A 22,206-nucleotide genomic window follows, 5' to 3' on the forward strand; every position below is an offset into this window, starting at 1 on the left:
CTCTATCCTCTATCGACATCGACCTATCCATTATGGTACAATTTTAGCCTATTGCAGTATTTCATTGCGGGAATGACGGGAACATCAGACCTGTGCATGCGATCGGCTTAACCCAGCTCCTGGTCTACACCGCCTTCATCGTGGTCGGCCTCGGCTTGCTCTACGCCTTCCGCCCGCCGCCGCCGCCCAAGGTCCGGGGGGAGCGGGTCAACCTGCGCAAGATCGTCGACAACCTCAACCATCCCTGCCTGCACGACGTCCGCATCATCGACAAGCAGGCCAGGATCGTCTGTATCGACCATATCCTGCGGCTGCCGGCCAGCGTCGTTCTGATCGGGACGGTCGCCGCGACCGCCAAGGGCGAGGTCACCGGCAACGAGTATACCCGGACCTGGAAGATCACCCATCGCGGTTCCTCCACCAGCTTCGTCAATCCGCTGCTGGAGCTTCAGCCGCTCAACGCCGCCTTCAAGCGCCGCTTCCCGATACTCCGGGTTCGCGGCATCGTCGTCTTTCCCGACACCGTCACCTTCACGGGGGAAACGCCCAAGGGCGCCATCCGCGCTTCCGACTTCCAGGCCTGGGTGGACGAGATCCTGAAGATGGACGGCACGATCAGTTCCGCGACCGAGCAGGCATGGCCCGCGATCACCTCCATGGTCGCATCGTCCCAGGCGCGGATCGAGCAGGCCCGCGCCCGCGGGTTGATCGGCGGCGGCGACCGGAAACCCGGCAAAAAGCCACGCAAACCCGCTCTCGCCATGGCCGCCCGCGCCCGCTGAACAAAACTCGAACACCGCCCAGGAAATGCGATCCGGGGGGTAGCAGACCGCCACCCGATCCCATATCTTACCAGTCATGACAATGCCCATGCTGATGCCGAAAGGCGCCTCCCTGCCGAAGCTGGAGGGGGGACGCCGCCTGGAGATCGTGTCCGATTACGTGCCGGCCGGCGACCAGCCGCGCGCGATCGAGGAGCTGCTGAGCGGCATCAGCCAGGGCGAGCGCGAACAGGTCCTGCTCGGCGTCACCGGCTCCGGCAAGACCTTCACCATGGCGCACGTAGTCCAGCAGCTCCAGCGCCCGGCCCTTGTCCTTGCCCCCAACAAGACGCTGGCCGCCCAGCTCTACGGCGAGATGAAGAGCTTCTTCCCCAACAACGCGGTGGAATACTTCGTCTCTTACTACGATTACTACACGCCGGAAGCCTACGTCCCGCGCACCGACACCTATATCGAGAAGGAAAGCTCGATCAACGAGCAGATCGAGCGGATGCGCCACTCCGCTACCCGCTCTCTGCTGGAGCGCGACGACGTGATCATCGTCGCGTCGGTGTCGTGCATCTACGGTATCGGCTCGGTCGAGACCTATTCGGAAATGACCTTCACGCTCCAGGCCGGGCAGATGGTCAACCGGACCGAGCTGCTGTCCCGCCTGATCGACCTTCAGTACAAACGCAACGACGTTGGTTTCGGACGCGGAACGTTCCGGGTGCGTGGCGATACCGTCGAACTCTTCCCGGCCCACCTGGAAGACCGGGCGTGGCGCATCTCCCTGTTCGGCGACGAGCTTGAAAGCATCTTCGAGATCGATCCGCTGACCGGCGAGAAGCTGATGGCGCTCCAGCTGGTCAAGATTTACCCCAATAGCCACTACGTCACGCCCAAGCCAACGCTGCATCAGGCGATCAAGGAGATCCAGCACGACCTGAAGGTCCGGCTGGCCGAGTTCGAGGCCGAGGGCAAGCTCCTGGAAGCCCAGCGGCTGGAGCAGCGGACTCAGTTCGATATCGAAATGATGCTGGCGACCGGCAGCTGCGCCGGCATCGAGAACTATTCCCGCTATCTCTCCGGCCGCAAGCCGGGCGAGCCGCCGCCGACGCTGTTCGAGTACCTGCCCGACAACGCCCTGCTGATCGTGGACGAGAGCCACGTCATGGTGCCCCAGGTCGGCGGCATGTACCGGGGCGACTTCATGCGGAAGTCCACCCTGTCGGACTTCGGCTTCCGCCTGCCGTCGTGCAAGGACAACCGCCCGCTCAAGTTCGAGGAATGGGACGCCATGCGTCCGCAGTCCGTCTTCGTTTCGGCGACGCCCGGCCCGTGGGAGATGGAGCGTACCGGCGGCGTCTTCGTCGAGCAGGTCGTCCGCCCGACCGGCCTGACCGACCCGCCCGTCATCATCCGCCCGACCGAGACCCAGGTGGACGACCTGCTGGCCGAGTGCAAGGAATGCGCCGCCAAGGGCCAGCGCGTGCTGGTCACGACCCTGACCAAGAAGATGGCCGAGGCGCTGACCGAGTACATGCACGAGGCCGGCATCCGCGTCCGCTACATCCATTCCGATGTCGAAACGCTGGAGCGGATCGAGATCATCCGCGACCTCCGCCTTGGCGCCTACGACGTCCTGATCGGCATCAACCTGCTGCGCGAAGGCCTGGACATCCCGGAATGCGGCCTTGTCGCGATCCTGGATGCCGACAAGGAAGGCTACCTGCGCTCGCGTACCTCGCTGATCCAGACCATCGGCCGCGCCGCCCGCAACGTCGACGGCCGGGCGATCCTCTACGCCGACAAGATGACCAACAGCATCAACGCGGCGATCGACGAGACCAACCGCCGCCGCGAGAAGCAGAAGATCTACAACGAGGCCAACGGCATCACACCGGAAACGGTCCGCAAGCAGATCTCCGACATCATGGAGAGCGTCTACGAGCGCGGCGACCGCGTCACGGTCAAGACCGGCGACGGCGACATGAACAACATGATCGGCCACAACCTCAAGTCCTACATGGCCGATCTCGAACGCCGCATGAAGACCGCCGCCGCCGACCTGGAATTCGAGGAAGCCGCCCGGCTGCGCGACGAACTCCGCCGCCTGGAAGCGATGGACCTCGGCCTGGAAGGCGCCGAAGCCCCCGCTATCGGCTTGGGAACCAACCGCGCCATCCCAGCCGGCAGAAGCACCGCCCCCACCCGTGGCGCCCAGGACGGCCGAGGCAAACCCCGCCCCCGCCGGCGCAAAGGACCCTGATCACCCGATGACCGATACTCCCAAAAACCTCGCCAAAGCTGCCCTGCCCGCCTGCCCGATCTGCGGCCGCCACGCCACCCCTGAGTTCAAGCCCTTCTGCACCGCCCGCTGCGCCGACGTGGATCTCAACCGCTGGCTCGGCGGCGTCTATCGCGTCGAAGTCAACGACCCCGAAGCCGAAATTGAAACCGACTTCGACCCCAGCCCGGAGCGGCTGCACTAACGGAAGCTTGACGCCAGCCGTCCATTCTCCCTATAGAAAGTGGTAGGTTTGTGCGGTTCCCGGATAGACTTCTGATGGGCACTGGTTGAAGGAGATGCAGCATGGGTCTGGACTACAAGGCCGGCAATCTCGGACAGACGCCCATGCGGACACGCAAGGCCAGCCCTGGGCATGTCCTTGTCGCCACCCCCGAACAGCAGCGCAAGGCGAGCCGCCTTCTCGACATCCTCGATCAGCGCGTCGCCCGCACCGGCTGGCACACCTTCGAGCCGGAAAAGCTGAGTTCCTGATTTCCGCCACACCAGTCCGACGTCTATGTCCTGTACCAGGTATTCACCCAGTATCCGGCCTCGCACAAGCTGGTCAAACTCTGGTACTGTGGTCACTCACGCTTCGAGAACGGCGTGACGCGCTTCGACTTCGAAGATGCCGACGATTTCTGAAGTCAGCCTGACCAGCAGCCCGCTATAGTCCAATCTATCGACAGGTCCAAGCATGCAGGAAGGCGGATGCCTGTGCGGAGCGGTCCGGTACCGGGTCGAGGGAGAACCGCTGTCCAGCGGCATCTGCCACTGTGAGACCTGCCGCTGGGCGGCCTCCGCACCCTCGCTCCCCTTCGCAGTCTTCCCCGCCGACCGCTTCGCGATCACAAAGGGCCGACCGGCGGAGTTCCACTCCTCCCCCCGCGTGACGCGCAGCTTCTGCGGCCTTTGCGGCTCCCCGCTCACCTACGACAACGCCGATGAACCGGACACCATCGACGTCATGACATGCAGCCTGGACTCCCCCGATGCCTTTCCCCCGACTCACCACGTCTGGGTCAGCGAAAGGATCGCCTGGGACGTCGGCGCCGACGGCCTCCCCACCCACGCGACGTCGAGACAGGCCGACGGCGAGACCTGAAGCGGCGCTCAGATCGCGGCGCGAATCCGCGCGCCGATCTGCGGATTGTCGATCCTCCGGTAAGCGCCCTGGATCAGGCTATAGATGCCGAAGGCGAACAGACCGGCCGCGACCGTGCCCAGCACCCATGGACCGTACGGCTGATCCTGAAGCGTCATCAGCACCTTGCCCAGCCCGCCCGATTCCGTCGAGTCCGACTGCCAAGCCGCAGTCAGGAAGAAGATGCCGGTCACCACGAAGACGGCGCCCTTGGCGCTCAGCCCGATCCGCCCGATCGGGCAGATCAGCTTCATCGTCCGCTCGTCAGCCTTCAGGTAGCGGCAGAAAGTCAGCTTCCACGCCTTCACGAACTGCCCGACCGCAGCCCCAAGCACGGCAACCCCGACGACGCCGACCATCCAGCGCCCGAACGGCTGCGACAGCAGCCACGCCGTCCAGTCCTGGGTCCCGTCCCCGCTCCCCGATCCGGCGCCCTGCCAACTGAACACCAGCGACAGCGCGAAGAACGCCAGACCGACATGGATCGCCCCGCTCGCCAGCAGACCACCCCGGACCACCAGCCCCTTCGCCTCGCTGCCGTGCCCGTCCAGGTCGAACCAGCCCTGCGCCACGCGCCAGACCGCATGCCCGACCAGTCCGAGCGCCACGATCCCCAGCAGCACCTTGCCGAACGGCTGAAAGAAGATCTCCCGGAGCGCACCTTTGGTATCGATTGGCTGCCCGCTCCCGATCGCCGCCACCATGGCGAACCAGCCCACCAGCAGATAAACGACGCCCCGCGCCGCATACCCAAGCCGCGCCAACCATTCGAAACGATCCGAGCTGTTCACGACAGCGCTCCCCATCATTATGCTTAACGCAGACCTAGCAACCGCAACTCACCAACCAGCGGCGCCCCCGCGCATCTTTCCGTCGATTAGCAATCAGCAACAACAATCAACCTATTTAGTTCCCCTTCCCGCCCGAAGACTTCGGAGTTCTCCAAGGAGACACGCCACGCCACCTATTTCCAAGCCTGACTCAAACGCTTTATTCTATCAAAGCTAGCATCCCAAACCCGCCCACCAAAACCAATCCGCAAAAAAGCACTCCAAGCAAAGCCCCAAAAAAAGCCCCTCTCCCTCCGGGAGAGGAAGGGGCCCATGCAAAGCATGGGAAGGTGAGGGAGCACGCCCCATCCCGCCGCCCCCTCACCCCACCCGCCAACGCCATTTCCCGTTAGCCAATTAGTAACAAAATTACCTCAATTTACCCCATACCCATCATACGACCGTAAGCGCAATCTCACCTGATCAAACCGGCCCATCGGCACCCAAAAGCGACCACACCGACACGAACCGACGGGACACGGAAGACACTTCAACAATGCTCAGGACTCTTGCGAAGCCAAGCGGCGACCGCCCCGGCAAAAAGGCCTGAAACGACTTCATGACGTTCATCGACCAGCGCGAAGACCCAAGTTGGATGTTCCGGGGCGTCGGTAACACGGTCTGGCGTGGCAGTACCGGAACGGGATCGCGGTCGGTAAAATCAGCTACTGAGAGGGCAAGGCCATGGGTCAGGTCAAATTCAAGGACGACAGGAAGCCTCTGATAGCGGAGGCAATGCGATCATCCGATCTAACGGACTTCGCATGCTGGGATGATCTCGACGCCCTTTCATCAGAAACCCAAGTCGCAAACATCGAAGTGTTCGATGACGAAATTATGTTGTCCGGTAAAAGCTTCGAAGGCGCCATCAACGTCTACCTGACACTGAATTACGGCAACGGAGACGATGCCACCTGGATATCGGCCGCTTTTCCCGGATCGTTCTCGGGAGTTCTACAAGACCGACAACCTGTTATCAGAAACGTGATCGTGGACACGTCCTCGTTCTATGCCTGACATTCGATACTGCGAATCAGCCCAACACCATTACATCCAGCTCCAGGAAATTTCCAATCAGAACCCGGCACGACTCAAACTTCACGGCGCGGCACCGAGCCAGCCCTGCCGAAACGACCCGTGACGCCGCCAACAGGTGAGAAGAAGATCATGACCAACCCTGACGATGCCGGGCTGAGTGACGCTGCTCTTGCCATTCTGCGTCCGGTCACGCTGGCCAAGCGGGCACGAGTCGTCGCCGGCCTGAGCCAGGGCACTTTTGCCGACACATACGGCATCCCCATTGGAACTCTCCGCGACTGGGAACAGCGTCGAAGCGAACCCGACGCGACGGCGGTGGCCTATCTGACGGCGATCACCAACGATCCCGTAGCGGTTGCGATCGCATACCGCAAATCCGCCGCCTGACCCCCTCGAACGCGACTGGAGACGACATATCATGGTCAGGGAAGACGAATATCTCCGGCTGCGCGCCGCCGAGGAAGATTTGGAAGACGTGCGCCTTTACGACGAAGCGAAGGCCAAGCCGTCAGAGTTCATCCCGCTGGAACTGACCGAGCGCATGCTCAACGGCGAAAACCCGATCCGCGTCTATCGCGAATACCGGAGCTTCACGCAGGACCAGCTTGGCGCGCAGGCCGGAATCAGCAAGCCGTTCCTCTCCCAGATCGAGAACGGTATCCGCACGCCCTCGCTCGACACCCTCAAGCGACTCGCGGAGGCGCTGCGGGTGGATATGGACGATCTTGTCTGATTGCAGCGGCTGACGGCCCCTGCCCCGGCGTTTAGCTGGACACCTTTAAGAGTGCCCTGAAACACGCTATTTAAGGTGCCTGCATTGGCATGAGGGAAAAGCACATGGCAAGCCTGATCCTGGCGGAAACGACCGCAAGCGTCTCCGAATTGAAGAGGAATCCCATGGGCACGGTAGCTGCCGGCGAAGGTTCCCCGGTAGCGATCCTTAATCGCAACGAGCCAGCATTCTACTGTGTCCCGGCCAAGGCGTTCGAAGCCATGATGGAACGCTTGGAAGATCTGGAACTCAATGCCATCGCCGAGGCTCGCAAGGATCAGCCTGTCATCAAGGTCACGCTTGATGAGCTTTGAGCTTGGCTTCCTTGACGATGCCTTGAAGGAGTGGCGAAATCTGGACAACGGCAACTGACAGCAAATCAAAAGGCAAGTGACCGAGCGATCGGAAAACCCCCGCGTTCAATTAGCTAAATTTTCCGGCCACAATGATCGTTACAAGATAAAACTGCGGAATTTGGGTTACAGTCTGTTCTACGAGGTTCGCGATCATCAGTTGATCATTGTCGTTATAGCGGTCGGAAAGCGTGACCGCAGCGAAGTGTACAAAGCGGCGGCGAAGCAATAGACGGCGTAGCAGCAGCCGACAAACGGGCGCGTCGATGTCGAGTGCCACTGCGCTATCATCAACTTGCGGGAAACTCGTCCTTGGCCGATCAATCTCTCTGGCGATAAGCATTAAGGAACACCGTGGTCTGTCCCCGTTTTCCCACCATCTGATCCTCTATCGGGCTGTACCCGAGGGGATCGAGGTGGTGCGCGTCATTCATGGCGCGTGCGATTTGAAAAATTAGCTTGACCACTCTGCAACGGTCGTTAGAGAGTGGATAAACTCCTAGTTACGATGTGCTAGCTAATAACGTAACATAGGTCGCGTTCGACAATTGAGCATGGCAATATCGCTAGATGAACAGACAATATATCTGCGGAGTATTCAATTGAGTCAAATTTCGGCAGAGTGGCTTCAACAAGCATTTGCGATCGTATCTGCGGGCATAGCCCTGATAACTGTTCTTTTTGGAGTGACTGCTGCTATCAAATCTGGGTTAGTCCGCTCTATTAAAATAGGCCCGCTTGAAATTGAAGGCATTACCCCTGAGCTTGTAGATATCCTTAAACAGCAAAGTCCTTCAAAAGAAGTTCCTGAAAAGCCTTTTGAAGTGGTTGCCTTGTCTAATTATTATAATCACGCTCTTAGGAGAGCTAACATAAGCTTCTGGTTTAGCATCATATTTGCATCAATCGGGTTCGGAGTTATTATTTTCGCTTTTGCTACGCATGATAACTCTGATATTTTGGGTACAGTCGTTAAAGCAGCGAGCGGCGCAATTATAGACGCGGTTGCAAGCTTATTCTTTGTTCAATCTACCAACGCCCAAAAATCCATGGCCGAGTTTTTTGAGAAGCTCCGCCTTGATAGACTTAATGCAGAGGCTAGGGAGCTTATTTCTGAGATTGAGAACATTGAGCGCCGAGATCAACTGAGAGCGCAACTTGTCCTAAAATACGCGGGAATCGAAAAACTCCTAGTCGGGAATTGACCCTCAATTCATTGAGGTACTTCTAACTGGCCTAACCTTGGAAATCTGACCTTGCCCGCGTGCAGCGCCTCCCATAGCACCCGCATTATGCCGCCTGCGTATTTTGCTGGCGACGCCAAACTTCCTCGAATGTCATAGGGTCCATATACCCCAAGGTCGAGTGCATTCGATGTCGATTATAGAAGATGAGCCAGTCGATGACCTCGTCTTTGGCTTGGCGTCGAGTTTCGAAGCGCATGCCATGCAGCCTCTCGACCTTCAACGAGCCGAAAAGCGTCTCCGTCACTGCGTTGTCCCAGCAGTTGCCGCGCCGGCTCATCGATCCAAGCATGCCGTAACCGCACAAGGTCTTCTGATAGTCGGCGCTGGCATACTGTGAGCCTTGATCGGAGTGGAAGATCAGGCCTTCGGCTGGCCGGCGCCGGAACCAGGCCATTGTCAGCGCATCGATGACCAGCGTCCTGGTCATCCGCTCACCCAATGCCCAGCCGACAACCTGCCGGCTGAAAAGGTCGATCACCACGGCAAGATACAGCCACCCCTCCTGGGTAGCGATGTAGGTGATGTCACCGGTCCAGACCCGATCCGGCTGGCCGGGCTGGAAATCGCGGTTGAGCCGGTTGTCCGAAACCGGCAGGCCGTGGTCGCTGTCGGTGGTGGCCTTGTATTTCCTTCGGGATCGAGCCCGAATGGCGTTGTCCTGCATCGTCCTGCGTACCCGTTCCTTGCCGACCCGGATGCCTCGCCGCCGCAGTTCCCGCCAGACCCGAGGCCATCCGTAAGCGGCCCTGGTTTCGGCATGGATCGCCTTGATGTGGGTCAGCAGGGCCATGCCGCTCACCCTGCCGTTCCCAGCTTCGTCCGGCGCCGCGGCGCGATCCGGATACTGCCGGAAGCCCCTGGCGCTGACGCCCAATACGGAGCATTGAGCCGAAACAGGCCAGATATGGCGATGCCGTTGAATAAAGGCGTACTTCACAACGACTCCCTCGCGAAGTACGCCGCAGCTTTTTTTAGGATGTCGCGCTCCATCCTCACACGTGACAATTCAGCCTTCAGGCGGCTGATCTCCATCTGCTCGGCGCTCACGCTCGAGGTTGCAGGTCCCTTCAAGCCTCCGTTGCCTGCTGCTTTGACCCAATTATGCAGCGTCTGCTCCGCCAGCCCCAGGTTCCTGGCAACAGTCGAAATCCGCTCGCCCCCATTGACCAGACGAACTGCCTCTTCCTTGAATTCCAGCGTGTAGCGCGCCCGCGTCGCTTTCTTCATCGTGCCTCCTATGTCGCCGATCTCACTCGGCTATGGGAGGCGCTGCACGCGGGCAAGGTCATCCGGCAGCTGACCTTGGATTACAGTCGAAATTTATGTTTTAGCATACCTCTAATCTATTATTACTCAAATCGGTTTCCTAATTAAATAATTCTAATTGCTGTTGCTGTAGTCTCTATAGTTAGACCGAGTCTGGACACGCTGGCCTCGGTGTGACGGTTGGGTATTACTCGGTGGGTTTTGCGTTGGTGGTGTCATTTGCGGAATAGCGCTTGGACCGGAAGTCATTGGCGTGATTTGATAGCCGGCTGATGAAAAAGCTTGCTGGAAAAAGCCTAGACCACTTCCACCTGTGTCGCCCGAACCGATTATAAGAGGCAGGCTTCCAAAATGAGCAAGAGCTCCGACCAGTTGGTTTGCCTCATCTTTCGTGACAACAAGGCAGTTCAGACCACTTCGCATACTGACAGAAACAAGGTCAATAAAACTGGAAGAATTTTGATCTGGTAGTAATTTAAAAAATGATCTTTCAACACTGTTACACTCTTTAATTTTCGGTAAAATAGCTTTCTTTACAAGCGAGACTGGCAAAATAGTTGGCGTTGATGGAGGGGTTCCTTCTGCTGATTCATCTGATGATGGATGCCACAGTACGTAGTGGCACCATTCCTCTTTGGCATTATAATTATTCTTCTTGATGGAAATATAATTTCCAAAATACTGCCATCTTATTAGTTTTTCAAGCTGATGAATATCTGTGTTGCGAGCTTTGAAATCTGGGTAACCAGAGTTGGCAAGTCGAATGAGAGATGAGTCTGAATTTTGCCTTTCTTTGTTAGCTACCCGCCAAAGATCTACTTGGCCATCTGGCTTAATACATTTGGCTTGAAAGAATGTAAGCGCAAGTCGATTTTGATCAATCTGGTGAGCAATGGCGAAATCACCTCCGCTCATACTCTCTGCTTTTTTACTCTGCTGAGCCCAATAAAGTTCGAGTTTTGGTTTTTGAAAATGTGGTAATTCCATAAACTCTTCGCTCCAGCCATGAACAAAGGCCCACCAAGAAAAAGCTGACGCCCAATGCCCCATAAGACTTGATGTGTGATGTTCCTCATCAAAATTTGCGGCAGTTGACGTCCACAACATGTCATGTACTGCCTGAACAGTGCTGGCGTAAAACGGGTCCAATAAAGCGCAATTTAAATCAAATTTCCGTTGATTTTTTCTTCCGAAATCAACGCTACTTGCTAAAATTTTTTGATTAAGACCTTCCACTGCTATATAGCGCGGAGAATTTATCTCTTCATCCGACGCATCATCAAAAATTTTATACATTGCATTTTCTCCTTTAAGAAACATATTCTAATTTATCCGACAGCAAGATTTATTTTGATAAGATCAATACCTCATAATGCGTTGTGACAGCTTAGATTGACGATATAACTTGTACTCTGTTTTCCGAAAGGATCTGCCGGAAAATACGTTCCTTGTTCTCCGTATCGATGTCGTACTGGTATGCTTCGGGGAAATGTCGCTCTCACAGCCCGTTGCCTGGAAAGTTGCCGTTCTGATATCGATATCGACTCAAATAGTTTATTATAAATTAACAGAGAGAAAGTCGCCCAACGACGCTCACCTCACGGACCATGTCGGGCTTCTGCCCTCATGCTTTCGAAGCACGGATTGCCAAGGAAAATCCCGTCACGCGCGCATTCTCACCGCCACCGGCACGCGTTCCAGCACCAAGCTTGACATCTTACCACAACCCGCTCAGAGTCGCCATACCTCCGCACCTGCGGGGCGGTCGAGCAAAGGAACGCCAATTCCCCCGCCCGACCTAACCATCAATGATCCGAGTGAAGGATTGCACATCGATGGCTACCGTCACCTTTACCACACCGCCCGGCGTCTTCGCGCGCCGTATTTTGTCGTCCGCCGCCGCGATGGTTTCGACCGTCGCGGCGGCGGCGGGACCGCTTGGCGCCGTGGATTTCCACGGCGCTGCGGTAGAACCGCCCGCCGGCTCCCCCGCTCCGTCCTGAGCCTCATGCGACGCTGACCGTCCGCCCGGCACCGCTGGCCCTCTCGGGAACCGGTCCGGCAAGCTGCATCCATCGGGAACGATCCGTTCCACGGTCGGCCGCCTGATCCCTGACGGGGATCGCGCGGTGAAGTCCCGGTTGCGCGCCTCCGTCGCCGTCCTGTCCGGGTTAGACGCCTGTCCCTCCCGCCCCGTCGGGCGCGGGTCGGCTGCCCGTGCGCGCTGTTCCGCCTCCGCACCATGTTCCCCCGCCACAGCGTCCTGCTGCCGCGGCCTTCTCCGAGGGATGGCCGGCAGCCGGCGCAGCGCCCAGGGTCCGTGTTTCCCTTCAGGTCCAGAACTAGGGTCCCGCTCAGCGGACCAAGGAGTTCGATCATGTATTCACTCGACAATCCTTCGGCCTGCTGGCCGGAGTTCGACTATACCCTGCCCCCAGGCAACGACGACGCCGAAGCGCCCTACAAACCCGCCCGCCAGTTCACCGGGCATCCGACGCTCGACGGCATGCTGATCGTCTGGCACGGCGCGGTCACCCCGGCGGGACCTCCCAGCTGGAAGGATCTGGCCGACAAGATCTGGCATCCGTGGAGCACGTCGCTGCTGCTGGTGGAATGCCGGGGCAAGGCCAAGCCTGTCCGCAGCGTCGAGGCTTTCCCGGTCGCGACCACGCTGCTCGGGCTGCCGCTGTTCTTCCGGGGCGATCTGCCGATGGACAACCCGTTGACGGCGGAACTGGCGGAGATGACGCGGCAGGTGTCCGACGCGCGGGCGATGATCCCGCGCATCCTGCCGGCAAGGCCGGCGGCGGACGGGAAGGCGTTTCAGCCGCTGGCGGTCGGGGTGCCGCTGGCGCCGGTCAAGGGGCCGTTCTGGCGGAGAGAGGTGCGGCAGGTGCTGTTTTCGGTCGTGCCGCCTGCGCCACGGGGCCGGGCTGCGGGGGTGAGAGTGCCGGCTTGACGGCGGAAGCGGCGGGGATTGACTGGGGTCGATGGGCGGCGGCGGCGGCGATTGCCGAGGGTAGAAGCGCTAAACATAGGCGTTCATGCCCTTCACGTTGACATTCTCCCCCACTCTACCGTCATGCCAAGACTTGATCTTGGCATCTCCCGGCGAAAGCTAACGTGAGGACTTCAACCTGAAGTATGGATGTCATCCCCTCATCTCCTGAAAGGAGATACCAAGATCAAGTCTTGGTATGACGGAAAGGCGGAAGAGACAGCCTAAGTTAGCACCCATGGGACTTGGAGCCTAGTACCTCCTGGCGAAGGCCTACGGAAGGACTTCAACCTGAAGTCTGGATGCCATCCGTTAAACTCCTGAAAGGAGGTACCCGGATCAAGTCCGGGTATGACGGGAAGAAGGGAGAGAATGGCTTCAAGTTCACGCTCGCTAGAAGAGGCTCCATGCGGCTCCACACGAACGCGCTTGCGCTTAGCGCCAATCTTAGGATAATATTCCAAATATTGTTCCTAACCCTCCCGCCGAAGAGTCATGCCATGCAAGCCCTCCCCGCCTCCGCCTCTCCCACTCTCCGCCTGACCGACCGGCAGGAGGCTTTCTGTCAGGCGATGGCCTGCAATGTCGGCGGGGCGGAGGCGGCGCGGCGGGCGGGGTACTCGCCCAAGGGGGCCAAGCAGCGCGGCGCTTACCTGATGCAGCAGCAGGAAATCCGCGTCCGGGTCCAGCAGATCCGCACCAGCCGCCGGCAGGAACATCAGAGCCTGCTCGACGAAGCGGCGGCCCAGGTGGAGGAGATCATCGACGACGCACAGGAAAATAAGCGCGGGTCCCTGGCGCTCCGCGCCATCGAGTTCCGGCTGAAGCTGCGCGGCGTCATCCAGGACCGGCGCATCGCGCATCACTGCCACATGGACCAGCGCCGGCCCGACGCCGACCTGGAAGATCTCGACTGCGATCCGGAGGAAGAGTTCGACGCTCTCCCCAACTCCCAGCCGTCCAACCCTCAACTGGCCGCCCCTCAGCCAGCCAGGGCGGCGATAGCGCGGAAGGCCCCGGTAGTGACCCTGGATAGTGACCTGCTGCGTTTTCTGGCCGGACCGCTCGACGCCGATTCGCTGCTAGGATCGACGGCGGCGACTGCCCTGATTCCGGCCCTGGTATCGGCCCCGCCCCGGCGTTTCCGGATGCCCCGCGTCGCCTGACGCGGCCAAATCGGCGTCAGCGGTTGACGTCCACCACGATCCGGCCCCGTATCCGGCCTTCCAGGAACAGCGGTGCCGTCCGCACCACGTCCGACAGCGGGATCGTACTGGTCAGCGCGTCCAGTTTTTCGACATCGAGGTCCGCCGCCAGCCGTTTCCAGGCCAGCAGCCGGCGTTCGCGCGGGCAGAAGACGGATGCGATGCCGGTCAGCGTCACCCCGCGCAGGATGAAGGGCGCCACGCTGCCGGGCAGATCCATGCTCTGGGCAAGGCCGCAGGCCGCGACCGTGCCGGCATAGCGGGTCTGGGCCAGTGCATGGGCCAGGACGGTGCCGCCGACCGAATCGACCACGCCCGCCCAGCGCTCCTTGGCAAGCGGCCGGAGCGGACCGTCCAGCACGTCGCGGCCGATCACCTCGGCGGCGCCCAGCGACTTCAGGTAGCCGCCCTCCGCCGGCCGGCCGGTCGAGGCCACCACCCGGTAGCCGAGCTTCGACAGCAGGCAGACGGCGATGCTGCCGACTCCGCCGACCGCCCCCGTCACCAGCACCTCGCCGCTCTCGGGCGTGACGCCGTGGTCCTCCAGCGCCAGGACGGCGAGCATGGCGGTGAAGCCCGCCGTGCCGATCGCCATTGCGCGCGATGTCGTGAAGGCGTCGGGCAGCGGGACCAGCCAGTCGCCCTTGACGCGGGCCTTCTGCGCCAGACCGCCCCAGTGGGTCTCGCCGATGCCCCAGCCGGTCAGGACGACCTTTTCGCCGGCGGGAAAGTCGATCCGGTCGGAGAACTCGACCGTCCCGGCAAGGTCGATGCCCGGCACCATCGGGAAGGAGCGTACGATCGGGGCGGCGCCGGTGATCGCCAGCGCGTCCTTGTAGTTGAGAGTGGAGTGGTCGATCCGGACCAGGACGTCGCCGTCCGGCAGGGCGTCGTCCTCCAATTGGCGGAGCGCCGCCTCCGGCTTCTCCGGCTCCGCCCCGGCGGACGGCTCCTCCAGCATCAAGGCCCTGAACATCCGCTCCCTCCCCCTCGGGCCGCTATCGGCCCGGTCTTTTCAGGCCAGCCGCCATCAGCCCCATTCGTCGTCTTCGCCATCGACGCTCATCGGCCCGGCGCCATAGGCCAGGATCAGGAAGAGACCGCCGGTGATCGACAGGTTCTTCATGAAGGCGATCATCTGCATCTGACGCTCCGCGCCCTCGAACCCCCAATAGTTATGGAAGAGGAGGGTCGTGATCACCGTGAAGACGATCAGTGCGGCAGCCCCGAAGCGCGCCTTGTACCCGATGGCAACCAGCAGGCCGCCGCCCAGTTCCAGCAGGATGGCGCCTGCCCCGAACAGCATCGGGATCGGCAGGCCCTTGGCCTCCACCGCACCGACGACTCCAGGCCAGCCCATGATCTTGTTGATACCGCTCATGATGAAGATCAGCGCCAGGAGCAAACGCCCCACCGGCACGGCAAAATCCCGCATAATTCCCCCCAATCAGATGAAATCGTTGAAGACCCAAGCAATCTTATGCGGGGAATAACAGGCCCCGACGACAAGGTAAGTTGGGTAACCCTAACCGCCGAGCGCACTCCCGCACAGCCTCACGCCCGCTTACCCGCGCGGCACGGTCAGCCGGGGCGGCGCCAGGAAGCCGTCGAGCGCCAGCGCAATCCCGCCCATCGGCACGGCATCCTCCCCCAGCGGGGAAACCCGGACGCTGACCTCCGCCGCCAGCGGGACCAGCGCCTGTTCCATCAGCGCCCGCTCCAGCCCCGGCATCAGCCAGGCGCCGACCACGGCAAGGTTGCCGCCCAGCACGATAAGCTGCGGGTTGAGAATGTTCACCAGGTTCGACAGCGCGAAGCCAAGATGCCGGCCGGCCTCGTCCAGCAGGTCGCGAACCTGCCCGTGCCCCTGCTCGGCCAGCGCCGCGACGGCACCGATATCGGCGGCCTCGATCCCAAGCCCGGCCAGCCGGCGGAGGATGGCGGCTTCCGACACATAGGTCTCCAGGCAGCCGCGTCGGCCGCAGCCGCACAGGTTGCCGCCCGGCACCACCTTGGTATGCCCGATCTCGCCGGCAAACCCGCCCGCCCCGCGATACAGCCGGCCGCCCAGGAACAGCGCTCCGCCGACGCCGGAATCGCCGGTCACATAGATGAAGTCGTCGGTCCGCCGGCACATGCCGAACAGCCGCTCCGCGATGGCCGCCGCCTTGGTGTCGTTGTCCACCTCGACCGGGCAGCCGAACAGCTCCTCCAGCATCGCGCGGATCGGCACGTCGCGCCAGCCCAGGTTGGGCGCCAGCACCAGCCGGCCGCTCCTGTCCATAAGCCCCGGAATGCCCACGCCGATGGCGCGCACGGCGGACCAGTCCTCGCCGATCTCGGCCAGCTCGCGGTCCACCGTCGCCCGCAGCGCCTTCAGCGCCGTGTCGATGTCCAGGCTGCCGGCAAGCTGGCAATGCCCCAGCACGGCGCCGGCCAGCGTCGTCGTGACGACGCGGATCGCGGACGGCTCCAGCCGGACACCCACCAGGATGCCGGCGCTGCGCGGGATGCTCAGCGCGGTTTCGGGACGGCCGACCCGGCGGGCCTTCGACTGCTCCGACCGCTCGACCAGCTTCAAATCCTGCAACTGGGCGACCACGGTGGAGATCGTCGCCTTGTCCAGCCCGGTAAGCCGGCCAAGGTCGCGCTGGGAGCTTTCGGGATGCTCCCGCAATGCGTGGAAGACCCGAGCCAGATTGATCTGGCGGATAAGAGCCGAGTTGACTCGGGCTGACACGGTGCTGTTCTCCCGCCCGTTTGACCTTATTTGGATACTAGGCTACGCTTATTTTTGTTCGATGGCCTATCTAATCTGAATTGGAGCGTCAAATAAGACGCCGACCTGTCGAGCGGGAGGACACAGACAAGATGAAGGCGATCAAGGGACCAGCCATCTTCCTAGCCCAATTCGCGGGCGATGCCGATCCGTTCAATAACCTCGGCGCCATTGCCCAATGGGCAGCCGGGCACGGCTTCAAGGGCGTGCAGATCCCGTCCTGGGACGCCCGCCTGTTCGACCTCGCCAAGGCCGCTGAGTCGAAGACCTACTGCGACGAGGTCAAGGGCACCCTGGCCGAAGCCGGCGTCGAGCTGACGGAGCTTTCCACCCATCTTCAAGGCCAGCTCGTCGCGGCCCATCCGGCCTACGACCTGGTCCTAGACGGCTTCGCCGCCCCGGAAGTCCGCAACGATCCGGCGGCCCGGCAGGTTTGGGCGGTCGATCAGTTGATGAAGGCGGCCAAGGCTTCGGAGAACCTCGGCCTGACGGCGCACGCGACTTTCTCGGGCGCGCTGGCGTGGCCCTACCTCTACCCCTGGCCGCAGCGTCCGCCCGGATTGATCGAGACGGCGTTCGACGAGTTGGGGAAGCGCTGGACTCCGATTCTCAACGAGTTCGACCGGGCCGGCGTCGACCTCTGCTACGAGATCCACCCCGGCGAGGACCTGCACGACGGCGTGACGTTCGAGATGTTCCTGGAGCGGGTCGACCACCACCCCGCATGCAACATGCTCTACGATCCCAGCCACTTCGTGCTCCAGCAGCTCGACTACCTGGGCTTCATCGACTGCTACCACCAGCGCATCCGGATGTTCCACGCCAAGGACGCGGAGTTCAACCCCTCCCCGCGCCAGGGCGTCTACGGCGGCTACCAGCCCTGGATCAACCGCGCCGGCCGCTTCCGTTCGCTCGGCGACGGTCAGGTCGATTTCGGCGGCATCTTCTCCAAGCTCACCCAGTACGGCTACGACGGCTGGGCCGTGCTGGAATGGGAGTGCTGCATAAAGCACCCGGAACAGGGTGCGGCGGAAGGGGCGGCCTTCATCGACGCCCACATCATCCAGGTCACCGAACGCGCCTTCGACGACTTCGCCGATTCAGGTGCCGACGACGCCGCGAACCGCAGGATGCTAGGCCTGTAAGGGCCGGGGGAGGATAACCATGACGATCAAGGGCAACTCACCCGACGGTACTGCTGCCCGACGCAGGCTGCGCCTGGGCATGGTCGGCGGCGGCCGGGGCGCCTTCATCGGCGCCGTCCACCGCATCGCCGCCCGTCTGGACGACCGCTGGGAACTGGTCGCCGGCGCGCTTTCCAGCGATCCGGACCGCGCCCGTGACAGCGCCGCCGACCTCTTCATCGCTCCCGACCGCGCCTATTCCGGTTTCGCCGAGATGGCGCGGGCGGAGGCGGCTCGCGAAGACGGCATCGACGCCGTCGCCATCGTGACGCCCAACCATCTGCACCACCCTGCGGCTCGAGCCTTCCTGGACGCCGGAATCCACGTCATCTGCGACAAGCCGATGACGGCCTCGGTGGCCCAGGCCGAAGACCTCGTCGCGGCGGTCGAGGCCAGCGGCAAGCTGTTCGCCCTGACCCACAACTACACCGGCTACCCCATGGTGCGGCACGCCCGCGAACTGGTAGCCTCTGGCGAGCTTGGCACCATCCGCGTCGTCCAGGCCGAATACCCGCAGGACTGGCTTACGACCTCGCTGGAGGAAACCGGCCAGAAGCAGGCCGCGTGGCGGACCGATCCGGCGCAGACGGGCGGAGGCGGCTGCATCGGCGATATCGGCACCCACGCCTTCAACCTGACGGAGTTCGTCACCGGCCTCCACTGCACCCAGATCGCCGCCGACCTCACCAGCTTCGTGCCCGGACGCCGTGTGGACGACAACGTCAACATGCTGCTCCGCTTCAGCAGCGGCGCACGCGGCATGCTGTGGTCCAGTCAGGTAGCGCCCGGCCATGAGAACGGTCTTCGGCTCCGCGTCTACGGCGACAAGGCCGGGATCGAGTGGCATCAGGAACAGCCCAACCACCTGCGCTTCGCCCGGCTGGGCGAGCCGCCGCAACTGATCACCCGCAACGGCCCCGGCTCCGGCCCGGCCTCCGCCCATGCCAGCCGCATCCCGGCCGGCCATCCCGAAGGTTATCTGGAAGGCTTCGCGCAGATCTACACGGACATAGCCGAACAGATCGCGGCGCGGATCGAAGGCCGCGACCCCGACCCTGCCGCACTCCTGGTACCGACGGTGGCGGATGGCCTGCGGGGTGTACAGTTCATCTCCGCCGCCGTAGACTCGAGCCGCAACAGCGCAGCCTGGACATCCCTTTCCCATACCTGAACCGAATTCCGGGAACCGCTATCATGACCCTGCGGAACATCGCCGCCGACCTTCACCTCGACGCCGACCTGCTTCAGGGAGGCACCCGCGTGGTGCGCAGCCCGATCGACGGAGCGGAGATCGCCCGCCTGACCGACGACACGCCCGATACGGCCGACGCCAAGATCGCCGCCGCCGCCGAAGCCTTCAAGACATGGCGCCTCGTCCCCGCGCCGCGCCGGGGCGAGCTGATCCGCCTGCTGGGCGAGGAACTGCGCTCCCACAAGGAAGCGCTGGGCAAGCTGGTCACGCTGGAATGCGGCAAGTCGATCCAGGAAGGCTACGGCGAAGTTCAGGAGATGATCGACATCTGCGACTTCGCCGTCGGCCTGTCGCGCCAGCTCTACGGCCTGAGCATCGCGTCCGAACGCCCCGGTCACCGCATGACCGAGACATGGCTCCCCCTGGGCGCCGTCGGCGTGATCTCCGCCTTTAACTTCCCGGTCGCGGTCTGGTCGTGGAACGCAGCGCTCGCCATCGTCTGCGGCGATCCGGTCGTCTGGAAACCGTCGGAGAAGACCCCGCTGACGGCGCTCGCCTGCCAAGCGCTGTTCGACCGTGCGGCGGCCCGCTTTGGCGCCGACGCCCCGTTCGGCTTGTCGTCCGTCCTGATCGGCGACCGCTCCATCGGCGAACGTCTGGTCGACGACAAGCGCATCGCTCTGGTCAGCGCCACCGGCAGCACCCGAATGGGCCGGGAAGTCGGCCCCCGTCTGGCCCAGCGCTTCGCCCGCTCCATCCTTGAGCTTGGCGGTAACAACGCGATGATCGTGACGCCGTCGGCCGACCTGGAGCTGGCCGTCCGCGCCATCCTGTTCGCGGCGGTCGGCACGGCAGGCCAGCGCTGCACCAGCCTGCGCCGGCTGATCGTCCACCGCGACGTCTACGAATCGCTGGTGCCCAGGCTGAAGGAAGCCTATGCTGGCATCCCGATCGGCAACCCGATGGACAGCTCCAAGCTGGTCGGCCCGCTGATCGACCGCGACTCCTTCGAAGGCATGTCCCGCGCCCTGGCCGCCGCCTCGGCAGAAGGCGGCATTGTCACCGGCGGCGCCCGCGTGCTGGCCGACCAGCACCCCGACGCTTACTACGTCGAACCGGCGCTGGTCGAAATGCCGGCCCAGACCGACACGGTCCGGCACGAGACCTTCGCACCGATCCTCTACATCATGCTCTACGATAACCTGGACGAAGCGATCGCTCTCCAGAACGACGTTCCCCAGGGCCTGTCGTCCTGCATCTTCACGACCGACCTGCGCGAGGCCGAACGCTTCCTCGCCGCATCCGGCAGCGATTGCGGCATCGCCAACGTCAACATCGGCCCCAGCGGCGCCGAAATCGGCGGCGCTTTCGGTGGTGAAAAGGAAACCGGCGGCGGCCGCGAATCCGGCTCCGACTCCTGGAAAGCCTACATGCGCCGCCAGACCGCGACGGTGAACTACTCCGACGCCCTGCCGCTAGCCCAAGGCATCAAATTCGGGTGAGGTGAGGCAGACGAAAGTCAGGGATCTAGGAGAAGCCGGATCGGGTCGTCGTCGATCTCTTCCCAGGTCCCCGGATCGAATGGATTGACCAGGGCAATTCCGGAAGCGCGGAAATCGCTAAGGTTCCGGGTCGCCACTCCGTAGCCTTTAGCGATTGCCGTCGCGGCAATCGCCTTGTCGCCATCCCTCAGCGCAGGGAACCTGACGGATATCTCCGCCCACTGCTCCGCCACGGCGACATCGATCGGCACGATCCGGTCGGCGAACCGGTCGATGACGGCCGCATACCACTCACGTTTATGAGCAAGCCGCATGTCTTCGCGGGTACGGACTTTCACGTCGGAGATCTGTTGGACCTTGCGTTCCAGAAGAACCAGCCATCGTCGCATTTCGGCGATAGTGATCACGCTGATGCGTATCTTGCCGGCATAGAACCTCAGCCACTCGGCGACATGCCTGTTATCGTCGGCGGCGGTTTTGTTCGACAGTATGTTCGTATCGACAAGCCACTCAGCAGGCGGCCTATCCGGCATTTCGGAGGCTCATGTCGAAGCCCTTCACATCCTCGGGCTCGAATGGGGATTCTGACAGAAGATGCCCGAAATTAGCATTCGCCTGCCGGACAAGCCTTCGGTAATCGTCCGGCGACAGGACCACCGCCACCGGCTCCTTGTGCCGCATCACCACCTGCGGTCCGCTCTCTTCCGCAGCCGCGATAACCTGGGTAAATTGCTGCTTTGCGTCAGCGGTCTGCCACTGTGCCATCGTGACCCTCCATAGGAATTATGGTCATTGTGGACATTTTTCGATTTCGGGTCAACGCTTCTATCCCACCGACCGCCGCGCGACATGCCCGATCGCGTAGGCTGCGGCGTTGATCAGCAGGGTCAGCGCAAGCAGCAGGATTCCCAGGCCCAGCGCCAGGGGCAGGTCACCCCGGCCTGTCTCCAGCGTGATCGCCGTGGTCATCGTCCGGGTATAGCCGGCGATGTTGCCGCCGACGATCAGGACGGCGCCGACCTCGGCGCTGGCGCGGCCGAAGCCGGCCAGCACTCCCGTCAGGAGGCTGAAGCGGGCATCCCATATCAGCGTCGGGATAGCGCGCCAGCGGGACGAGCCGAGGGAGCGAAGCTGCTCCTCGTACTCGTGCCACATGTCCTCGACGGTCTGGCGCGTGATCGAGATGACGATGGGCAGGACGAGCACGACCTGGGCGACGATCATCGCCGTCGGCGTGAAGAGCAGGCCAAGGCTGCCCAGCGGACCGGAGCGGGACAAAGCCAAGTAGACCAGGAGGCCGGCGACGACGGGCGGCAGGCCCATCAGGGCGTTGAAGAGGACGATGAACAACCCGCGTCCGCGGAACCGCGCGATCCCCAGCATGGCTCCCACCGGCAGCCCGACCAGCACGGCGATGCTGACGGCGGTCAGGGTGACGCGGAGCGACAGCAGCACGATATCGGCCAGGCGGGCGTCGAAATTCAGGATCAGGCCGGCGGCTGCGCCAAAGGCGGCGATCACGTCATGCATGGATGCTTCGTTCTTCCTTTCCCGACCCGGGTCTTTGTGCCGGGTCGTTGTCATTGACCGGCGCGCTCCGGTTCCCTAGGGTCGCGGCTCAATCTAATTCTCTCCTTAACTA

26 protein-coding genes are annotated in these 22,206 nt (G+C 62.0%); 17 read left to right on the top strand and 9 right to left on the bottom strand.

Annotation, left to right across the window (positions count from 1 at the left end; all coding sequences use genetic code 11):
- The first annotated feature begins 92 nt into the window (after nt 1-92).
- The 5 genes from N826_RS13910 to N826_RS13930 all read left to right on the top strand — a co-directional run bounded on the left by N826_RS13910 (nt 93) and on the right by N826_RS13930 (nt 4,159).
- Nucleotides 93-782, top strand: a complete 690-nt coding sequence (locus tag N826_RS13910) for a nuclease-related domain-containing protein (RefSeq protein ID WP_044429656.1) — start codon at nt 93-95, stop codon at nt 780-782.
- Nucleotides 783-870: 88 nt separating this feature from the next.
- Nucleotides 871-3,033 carry an excinuclease ABC subunit UvrB gene (gene uvrB, locus N826_RS13915; protein WP_244619599.1) on the top strand — a complete coding sequence of 721 codons (2,163 nt, stop codon included), beginning with the start codon at nt 871-873 and terminating at the stop codon, nt 3,031-3,033.
- Between the two features lie 7 nt (nt 3,034-3,040).
- Nucleotides 3,041-3,256, top strand: coding sequence for a DNA gyrase inhibitor YacG (locus tag N826_RS13920; RefSeq protein WP_044429660.1), 216 nt, complete (start codon nt 3,041-3,043; stop codon nt 3,254-3,256).
- Nucleotides 3,257-3,357: 101 nt separating this feature from the next.
- Entirely contained in the window at nt 3,358-3,546 is a 189-nt protein-coding gene (locus tag N826_RS13925) for a hypothetical protein (protein ID WP_044429662.1), read from the top strand.
- Nucleotides 3,547-3,751: 205 nt separating this feature from the next.
- Nucleotides 3,752-4,159 carry a GFA family protein gene (locus N826_RS13930; RefSeq protein WP_044429664.1) on the top strand — a complete coding sequence of 136 codons (408 nt, stop codon included), beginning with the start codon at nt 3,752-3,754 and terminating at the stop codon, nt 4,157-4,159.
- An 8-nt stretch (nt 4,160-4,167) separates the two neighbouring features.
- Here the strand turns inward: N826_RS13930 and N826_RS13935 are convergent, their stop codons facing one another.
- The gene (locus N826_RS13935; RefSeq protein ID WP_169789349.1) at nt 4,168-4,989 is read right to left on the bottom strand and encodes a DUF1206 domain-containing protein; all 822 of its coding nucleotides are present in this window, start codon (nt 4,987-4,989) and stop codon (nt 4,168-4,170) included.
- 723 nt (nt 4,990-5,712) lie between these two features.
- On the opposite strand from N826_RS13935, the gene N826_RS13940 reads away from it, so the two are divergent.
- The 6 genes from N826_RS13940 (at nt 5,713) to N826_RS43030 (ending at nt 8,396) form a co-directional block, all read left to right on the top strand.
- Nucleotides 5,713-6,045, top strand: a complete 333-nt coding sequence (locus tag N826_RS13940) for a pPIWI-associating nuclease domain-containing protein (RefSeq protein WP_044429668.1) — start codon at nt 5,713-5,715, stop codon at nt 6,043-6,045.
- Nucleotides 6,046-6,195: 150 nt separating this feature from the next.
- Nucleotides 6,196-6,453 (top strand): helix-turn-helix domain-containing protein, encoded by a 258-nt coding sequence (locus tag N826_RS13945; RefSeq protein WP_044429670.1) that lies wholly within the window; start codon nt 6,196-6,198, stop codon nt 6,451-6,453.
- A 31-nt stretch (nt 6,454-6,484) separates the two neighbouring features.
- A complete protein-coding gene (locus tag N826_RS13950; protein WP_044429672.1) occupies nt 6,485-6,799 on the top strand; it encodes a helix-turn-helix domain-containing protein in 315 nt (104 codons plus the stop codon).
- 104 nt (nt 6,800-6,903) lie between these two features.
- Entirely contained in the window at nt 6,904-7,152 is a 249-nt protein-coding gene (locus N826_RS13955; RefSeq protein WP_044429674.1) for a type II toxin-antitoxin system Phd/YefM family antitoxin, read from the top strand.
- Between the two features lie 76 nt (nt 7,153-7,228).
- Nucleotides 7,229-7,423, top strand: coding sequence for a type II toxin-antitoxin system RelE family toxin (locus N826_RS45955; protein ID WP_211099277.1), 195 nt, complete (start codon nt 7,229-7,231; stop codon nt 7,421-7,423).
- A gap of 370 nt (nt 7,424-7,793) precedes the next feature.
- Entirely contained in the window at nt 7,794-8,396 is a 603-nt protein-coding gene (locus tag N826_RS43030; RefSeq protein WP_147040722.1) for a TRADD-N-associated membrane domain-containing protein, read from the top strand.
- An 85-nt stretch (nt 8,397-8,481) separates the two neighbouring features.
- Here the strand turns inward: N826_RS43030 and N826_RS13970 are convergent.
- Nucleotides 8,482-9,665, bottom strand: a protein-coding gene (locus tag N826_RS13970) for an IS3 family transposase (RefSeq protein WP_147040720.1) whose coding sequence is annotated in 2 segments (ribosomal slippage) — nt 8,482-9,413 and nt 9,413-9,665 — 1,185 coding nt in all. Because the reading frame shifts where the segments join, the coding sequence is not laid out codon by codon here.
- A 153-nt stretch (nt 9,666-9,818) separates the two neighbouring features.
- On the bottom strand, nt 9,819-11,000 hold the full coding sequence (locus tag N826_RS43035) for a hypothetical protein (RefSeq protein WP_147040718.1): 1,182 nt from the start codon (nt 10,998-11,000) through the stop codon (nt 9,819-9,821).
- A 539-nt stretch (nt 11,001-11,539) separates the two neighbouring features.
- Between N826_RS43035 and N826_RS13985 the strand changes: the two genes are divergently transcribed.
- The 3 genes from N826_RS13985 (at nt 11,540) to N826_RS13995 (ending at nt 13,868) form a co-directional block, all read left to right on the top strand.
- Nucleotides 11,540-11,707, top strand: a complete 168-nt coding sequence (locus N826_RS13985) for a hypothetical protein (RefSeq protein ID WP_157599340.1) — start codon at nt 11,540-11,542, stop codon at nt 11,705-11,707.
- Between the two features lie 374 nt (nt 11,708-12,081).
- Entirely contained in the window at nt 12,082-12,663 is a 582-nt protein-coding gene (locus N826_RS13990) for a hypothetical protein (RefSeq protein WP_044429684.1), read from the top strand.
- Nucleotides 12,664-13,202: 539 nt separating this feature from the next.
- Complete coding sequence (locus N826_RS13995; RefSeq protein ID WP_169789350.1) at nt 13,203-13,868, top strand: terminase small subunit; 666 nt, start codon at nt 13,203-13,205, stop codon at nt 13,866-13,868.
- Between the two features lie 16 nt (nt 13,869-13,884).
- Here N826_RS13995 and acuI read toward each other — a convergent pair whose 3' ends face one another.
- The 3 genes from acuI to N826_RS14010 form a co-directional block, all read right to left on the bottom strand.
- On the bottom strand, nt 13,885-14,883 hold the full coding sequence (gene acuI, locus N826_RS14000; protein WP_044429686.1) for an acrylyl-CoA reductase (NADPH): 999 nt from the start codon (nt 14,881-14,883) through the stop codon (nt 13,885-13,887).
- A gap of 54 nt (nt 14,884-14,937) precedes the next feature.
- Nucleotides 14,938-15,342 (bottom strand): DoxX family protein, encoded by a 405-nt coding sequence (locus N826_RS14005; RefSeq protein ID WP_044429687.1) that lies wholly within the window; start codon nt 15,340-15,342, stop codon nt 14,938-14,940.
- Nucleotides 15,343-15,471: 129 nt separating this feature from the next.
- Complete coding sequence (locus tag N826_RS14010) at nt 15,472-16,647, bottom strand: ROK family transcriptional regulator (protein WP_044429689.1); 1,176 nt, start codon at nt 16,645-16,647, stop codon at nt 15,472-15,474.
- 131 nt (nt 16,648-16,778) lie between these two features.
- On the opposite strand from N826_RS14010, the gene N826_RS14015 reads away from it, so the two are divergent.
- Genes N826_RS14015 through amaB form a run of 3 tightly spaced genes read left to right on the top strand, consistent with a single transcriptional unit; the run spans nt 16,779 to nt 20,564 of the window.
- A complete protein-coding gene (locus N826_RS14015; protein ID WP_044429691.1) occupies nt 16,779-17,831 on the top strand; it encodes a sugar phosphate isomerase/epimerase family protein in 1,053 nt (350 codons plus the stop codon).
- Between the two features lie 19 nt (nt 17,832-17,850).
- Nucleotides 17,851-19,041, top strand: coding sequence for a Gfo/Idh/MocA family protein (locus N826_RS14020; RefSeq protein ID WP_044429806.1), 1,191 nt, complete (start codon nt 17,851-17,853; stop codon nt 19,039-19,041).
- A gap of 23 nt (nt 19,042-19,064) precedes the next feature.
- Nucleotides 19,065-20,564 (top strand): L-piperidine-6-carboxylate dehydrogenase, encoded by a 1,500-nt coding sequence (gene amaB / locus N826_RS14025; protein ID WP_084720741.1) that lies wholly within the window; start codon nt 19,065-19,067, stop codon nt 20,562-20,564.
- Nucleotides 20,565-20,581: 17 nt separating this feature from the next.
- Here amaB and N826_RS14030 read toward each other — a convergent pair whose 3' ends face one another.
- The 3 genes from N826_RS14030 to N826_RS14040 are packed head-to-tail and all read right to left on the bottom strand — an operon-like array spanning nt 20,582 to nt 22,094.
- Nucleotides 20,582-21,097 carry a PIN domain-containing protein gene (locus N826_RS14030; RefSeq protein ID WP_044429693.1) on the bottom strand — a complete coding sequence of 172 codons (516 nt, stop codon included), beginning with the start codon at nt 21,095-21,097 and terminating at the stop codon, nt 20,582-20,584.
- Complete coding sequence (locus N826_RS14035; RefSeq protein ID WP_044429696.1) at nt 21,087-21,329, bottom strand: type II toxin-antitoxin system Phd/YefM family antitoxin; 243 nt, start codon at nt 21,327-21,329, stop codon at nt 21,087-21,089. The genes N826_RS14030 and N826_RS14035 overlap by 11 nt, the downstream gene beginning before the upstream one ends.
- Before the next feature lie 60 nt (nt 21,330-21,389).
- A complete protein-coding gene (locus N826_RS14040; protein ID WP_044429699.1) occupies nt 21,390-22,094 on the bottom strand; it encodes an ABC transporter permease in 705 nt (234 codons plus the stop codon).
- Nucleotides 22,095-22,206: the final 112 nt, after the last annotated feature.

It is taken from the genome of Skermanella aerolata KACC 11604 (assembly GCF_000936425.1).
Classification (GTDB): domain Bacteria; phylum Pseudomonadota; class Alphaproteobacteria; order Azospirillales; family Azospirillaceae; genus Skermanella; species Skermanella aerolata.

Bases quoted from the DNA above. Each gene is read 5' to 3' on its own strand.
- uvrB (WP_244619599.1), top strand. From the start codon at position 871: ATGCTGATGCCGAAAGGCGCCTCCCTGCCGAAGCTGGAGGGGGGACGC.
- N826_RS13920 (WP_044429660.1), top strand. From the start codon at position 3,041: ATGACCGATACTCCCAAAAACCTCGCCAAAGCTGCCCTGCCCGCCTGC.
- N826_RS13925 (WP_044429662.1), top strand. From the start codon at position 3,358: ATGGGTCTGGACTACAAGGCCGGCAATCTCGGACAGACGCCCATGCGG.
- N826_RS13930 (WP_044429664.1), top strand. From the start codon at position 3,752: ATGCAGGAAGGCGGATGCCTGTGCGGAGCGGTCCGGTACCGGGTCGAG.
- N826_RS13940 (WP_044429668.1), top strand. From the start codon at position 5,713: ATGGGTCAGGTCAAATTCAAGGACGACAGGAAGCCTCTGATAGCGGAG.
- N826_RS13945 (WP_044429670.1), top strand. From the start codon at position 6,196: ATGACCAACCCTGACGATGCCGGGCTGAGTGACGCTGCTCTTGCCATT.
- N826_RS13950 (WP_044429672.1), top strand. From the start codon at position 6,485: ATGGTCAGGGAAGACGAATATCTCCGGCTGCGCGCCGCCGAGGAAGAT.
- N826_RS13955 (WP_044429674.1), top strand. From the start codon at position 6,904: ATGGCAAGCCTGATCCTGGCGGAAACGACCGCAAGCGTCTCCGAATTG.
- N826_RS43035 (WP_147040718.1), bottom strand. From the start codon at position 11,000: ATGTATAAAATTTTTGATGATGCGTCGGATGAAGAGATAAATTCTCCG.
- N826_RS13985 (WP_157599340.1), top strand. From the start codon at position 11,540: ATGGCTACCGTCACCTTTACCACACCGCCCGGCGTCTTCGCGCGCCGT.
- N826_RS13990 (WP_044429684.1), top strand. From the start codon at position 12,082: ATGTATTCACTCGACAATCCTTCGGCCTGCTGGCCGGAGTTCGACTAT.
- N826_RS13995 (WP_169789350.1), top strand. From the start codon at position 13,203: ATGCAAGCCCTCCCCGCCTCCGCCTCTCCCACTCTCCGCCTGACCGAC.
- acuI (WP_044429686.1), bottom strand. From the start codon at position 14,883: ATGTTCAGGGCCTTGATGCTGGAGGAGCCGTCCGCCGGGGCGGAGCCG.
- N826_RS14005 (WP_044429687.1), bottom strand. From the start codon at position 15,342: ATGCGGGATTTTGCCGTGCCGGTGGGGCGTTTGCTCCTGGCGCTGATC.
- N826_RS14015 (WP_044429691.1), top strand. From the start codon at position 16,779: ATGAAGGCGATCAAGGGACCAGCCATCTTCCTAGCCCAATTCGCGGGC.
- N826_RS14020 (WP_044429806.1), top strand. From the start codon at position 17,851: ATGACGATCAAGGGCAACTCACCCGACGGTACTGCTGCCCGACGCAGG.
- amaB (WP_084720741.1), top strand. From the start codon at position 19,065: ATGACCCTGCGGAACATCGCCGCCGACCTTCACCTCGACGCCGACCTG.
- N826_RS14030 (WP_044429693.1), bottom strand. From the start codon at position 21,097: ATGCCGGATAGGCCGCCTGCTGAGTGGCTTGTCGATACGAACATACTG.
- N826_RS14035 (WP_044429696.1), bottom strand. From the start codon at position 21,329: ATGGCACAGTGGCAGACCGCTGACGCAAAGCAGCAATTTACCCAGGTT.
- N826_RS14040 (WP_044429699.1), bottom strand. From the start codon at position 22,094: ATGCATGACGTGATCGCCGCCTTTGGCGCAGCCGCCGGCCTGATCCTG.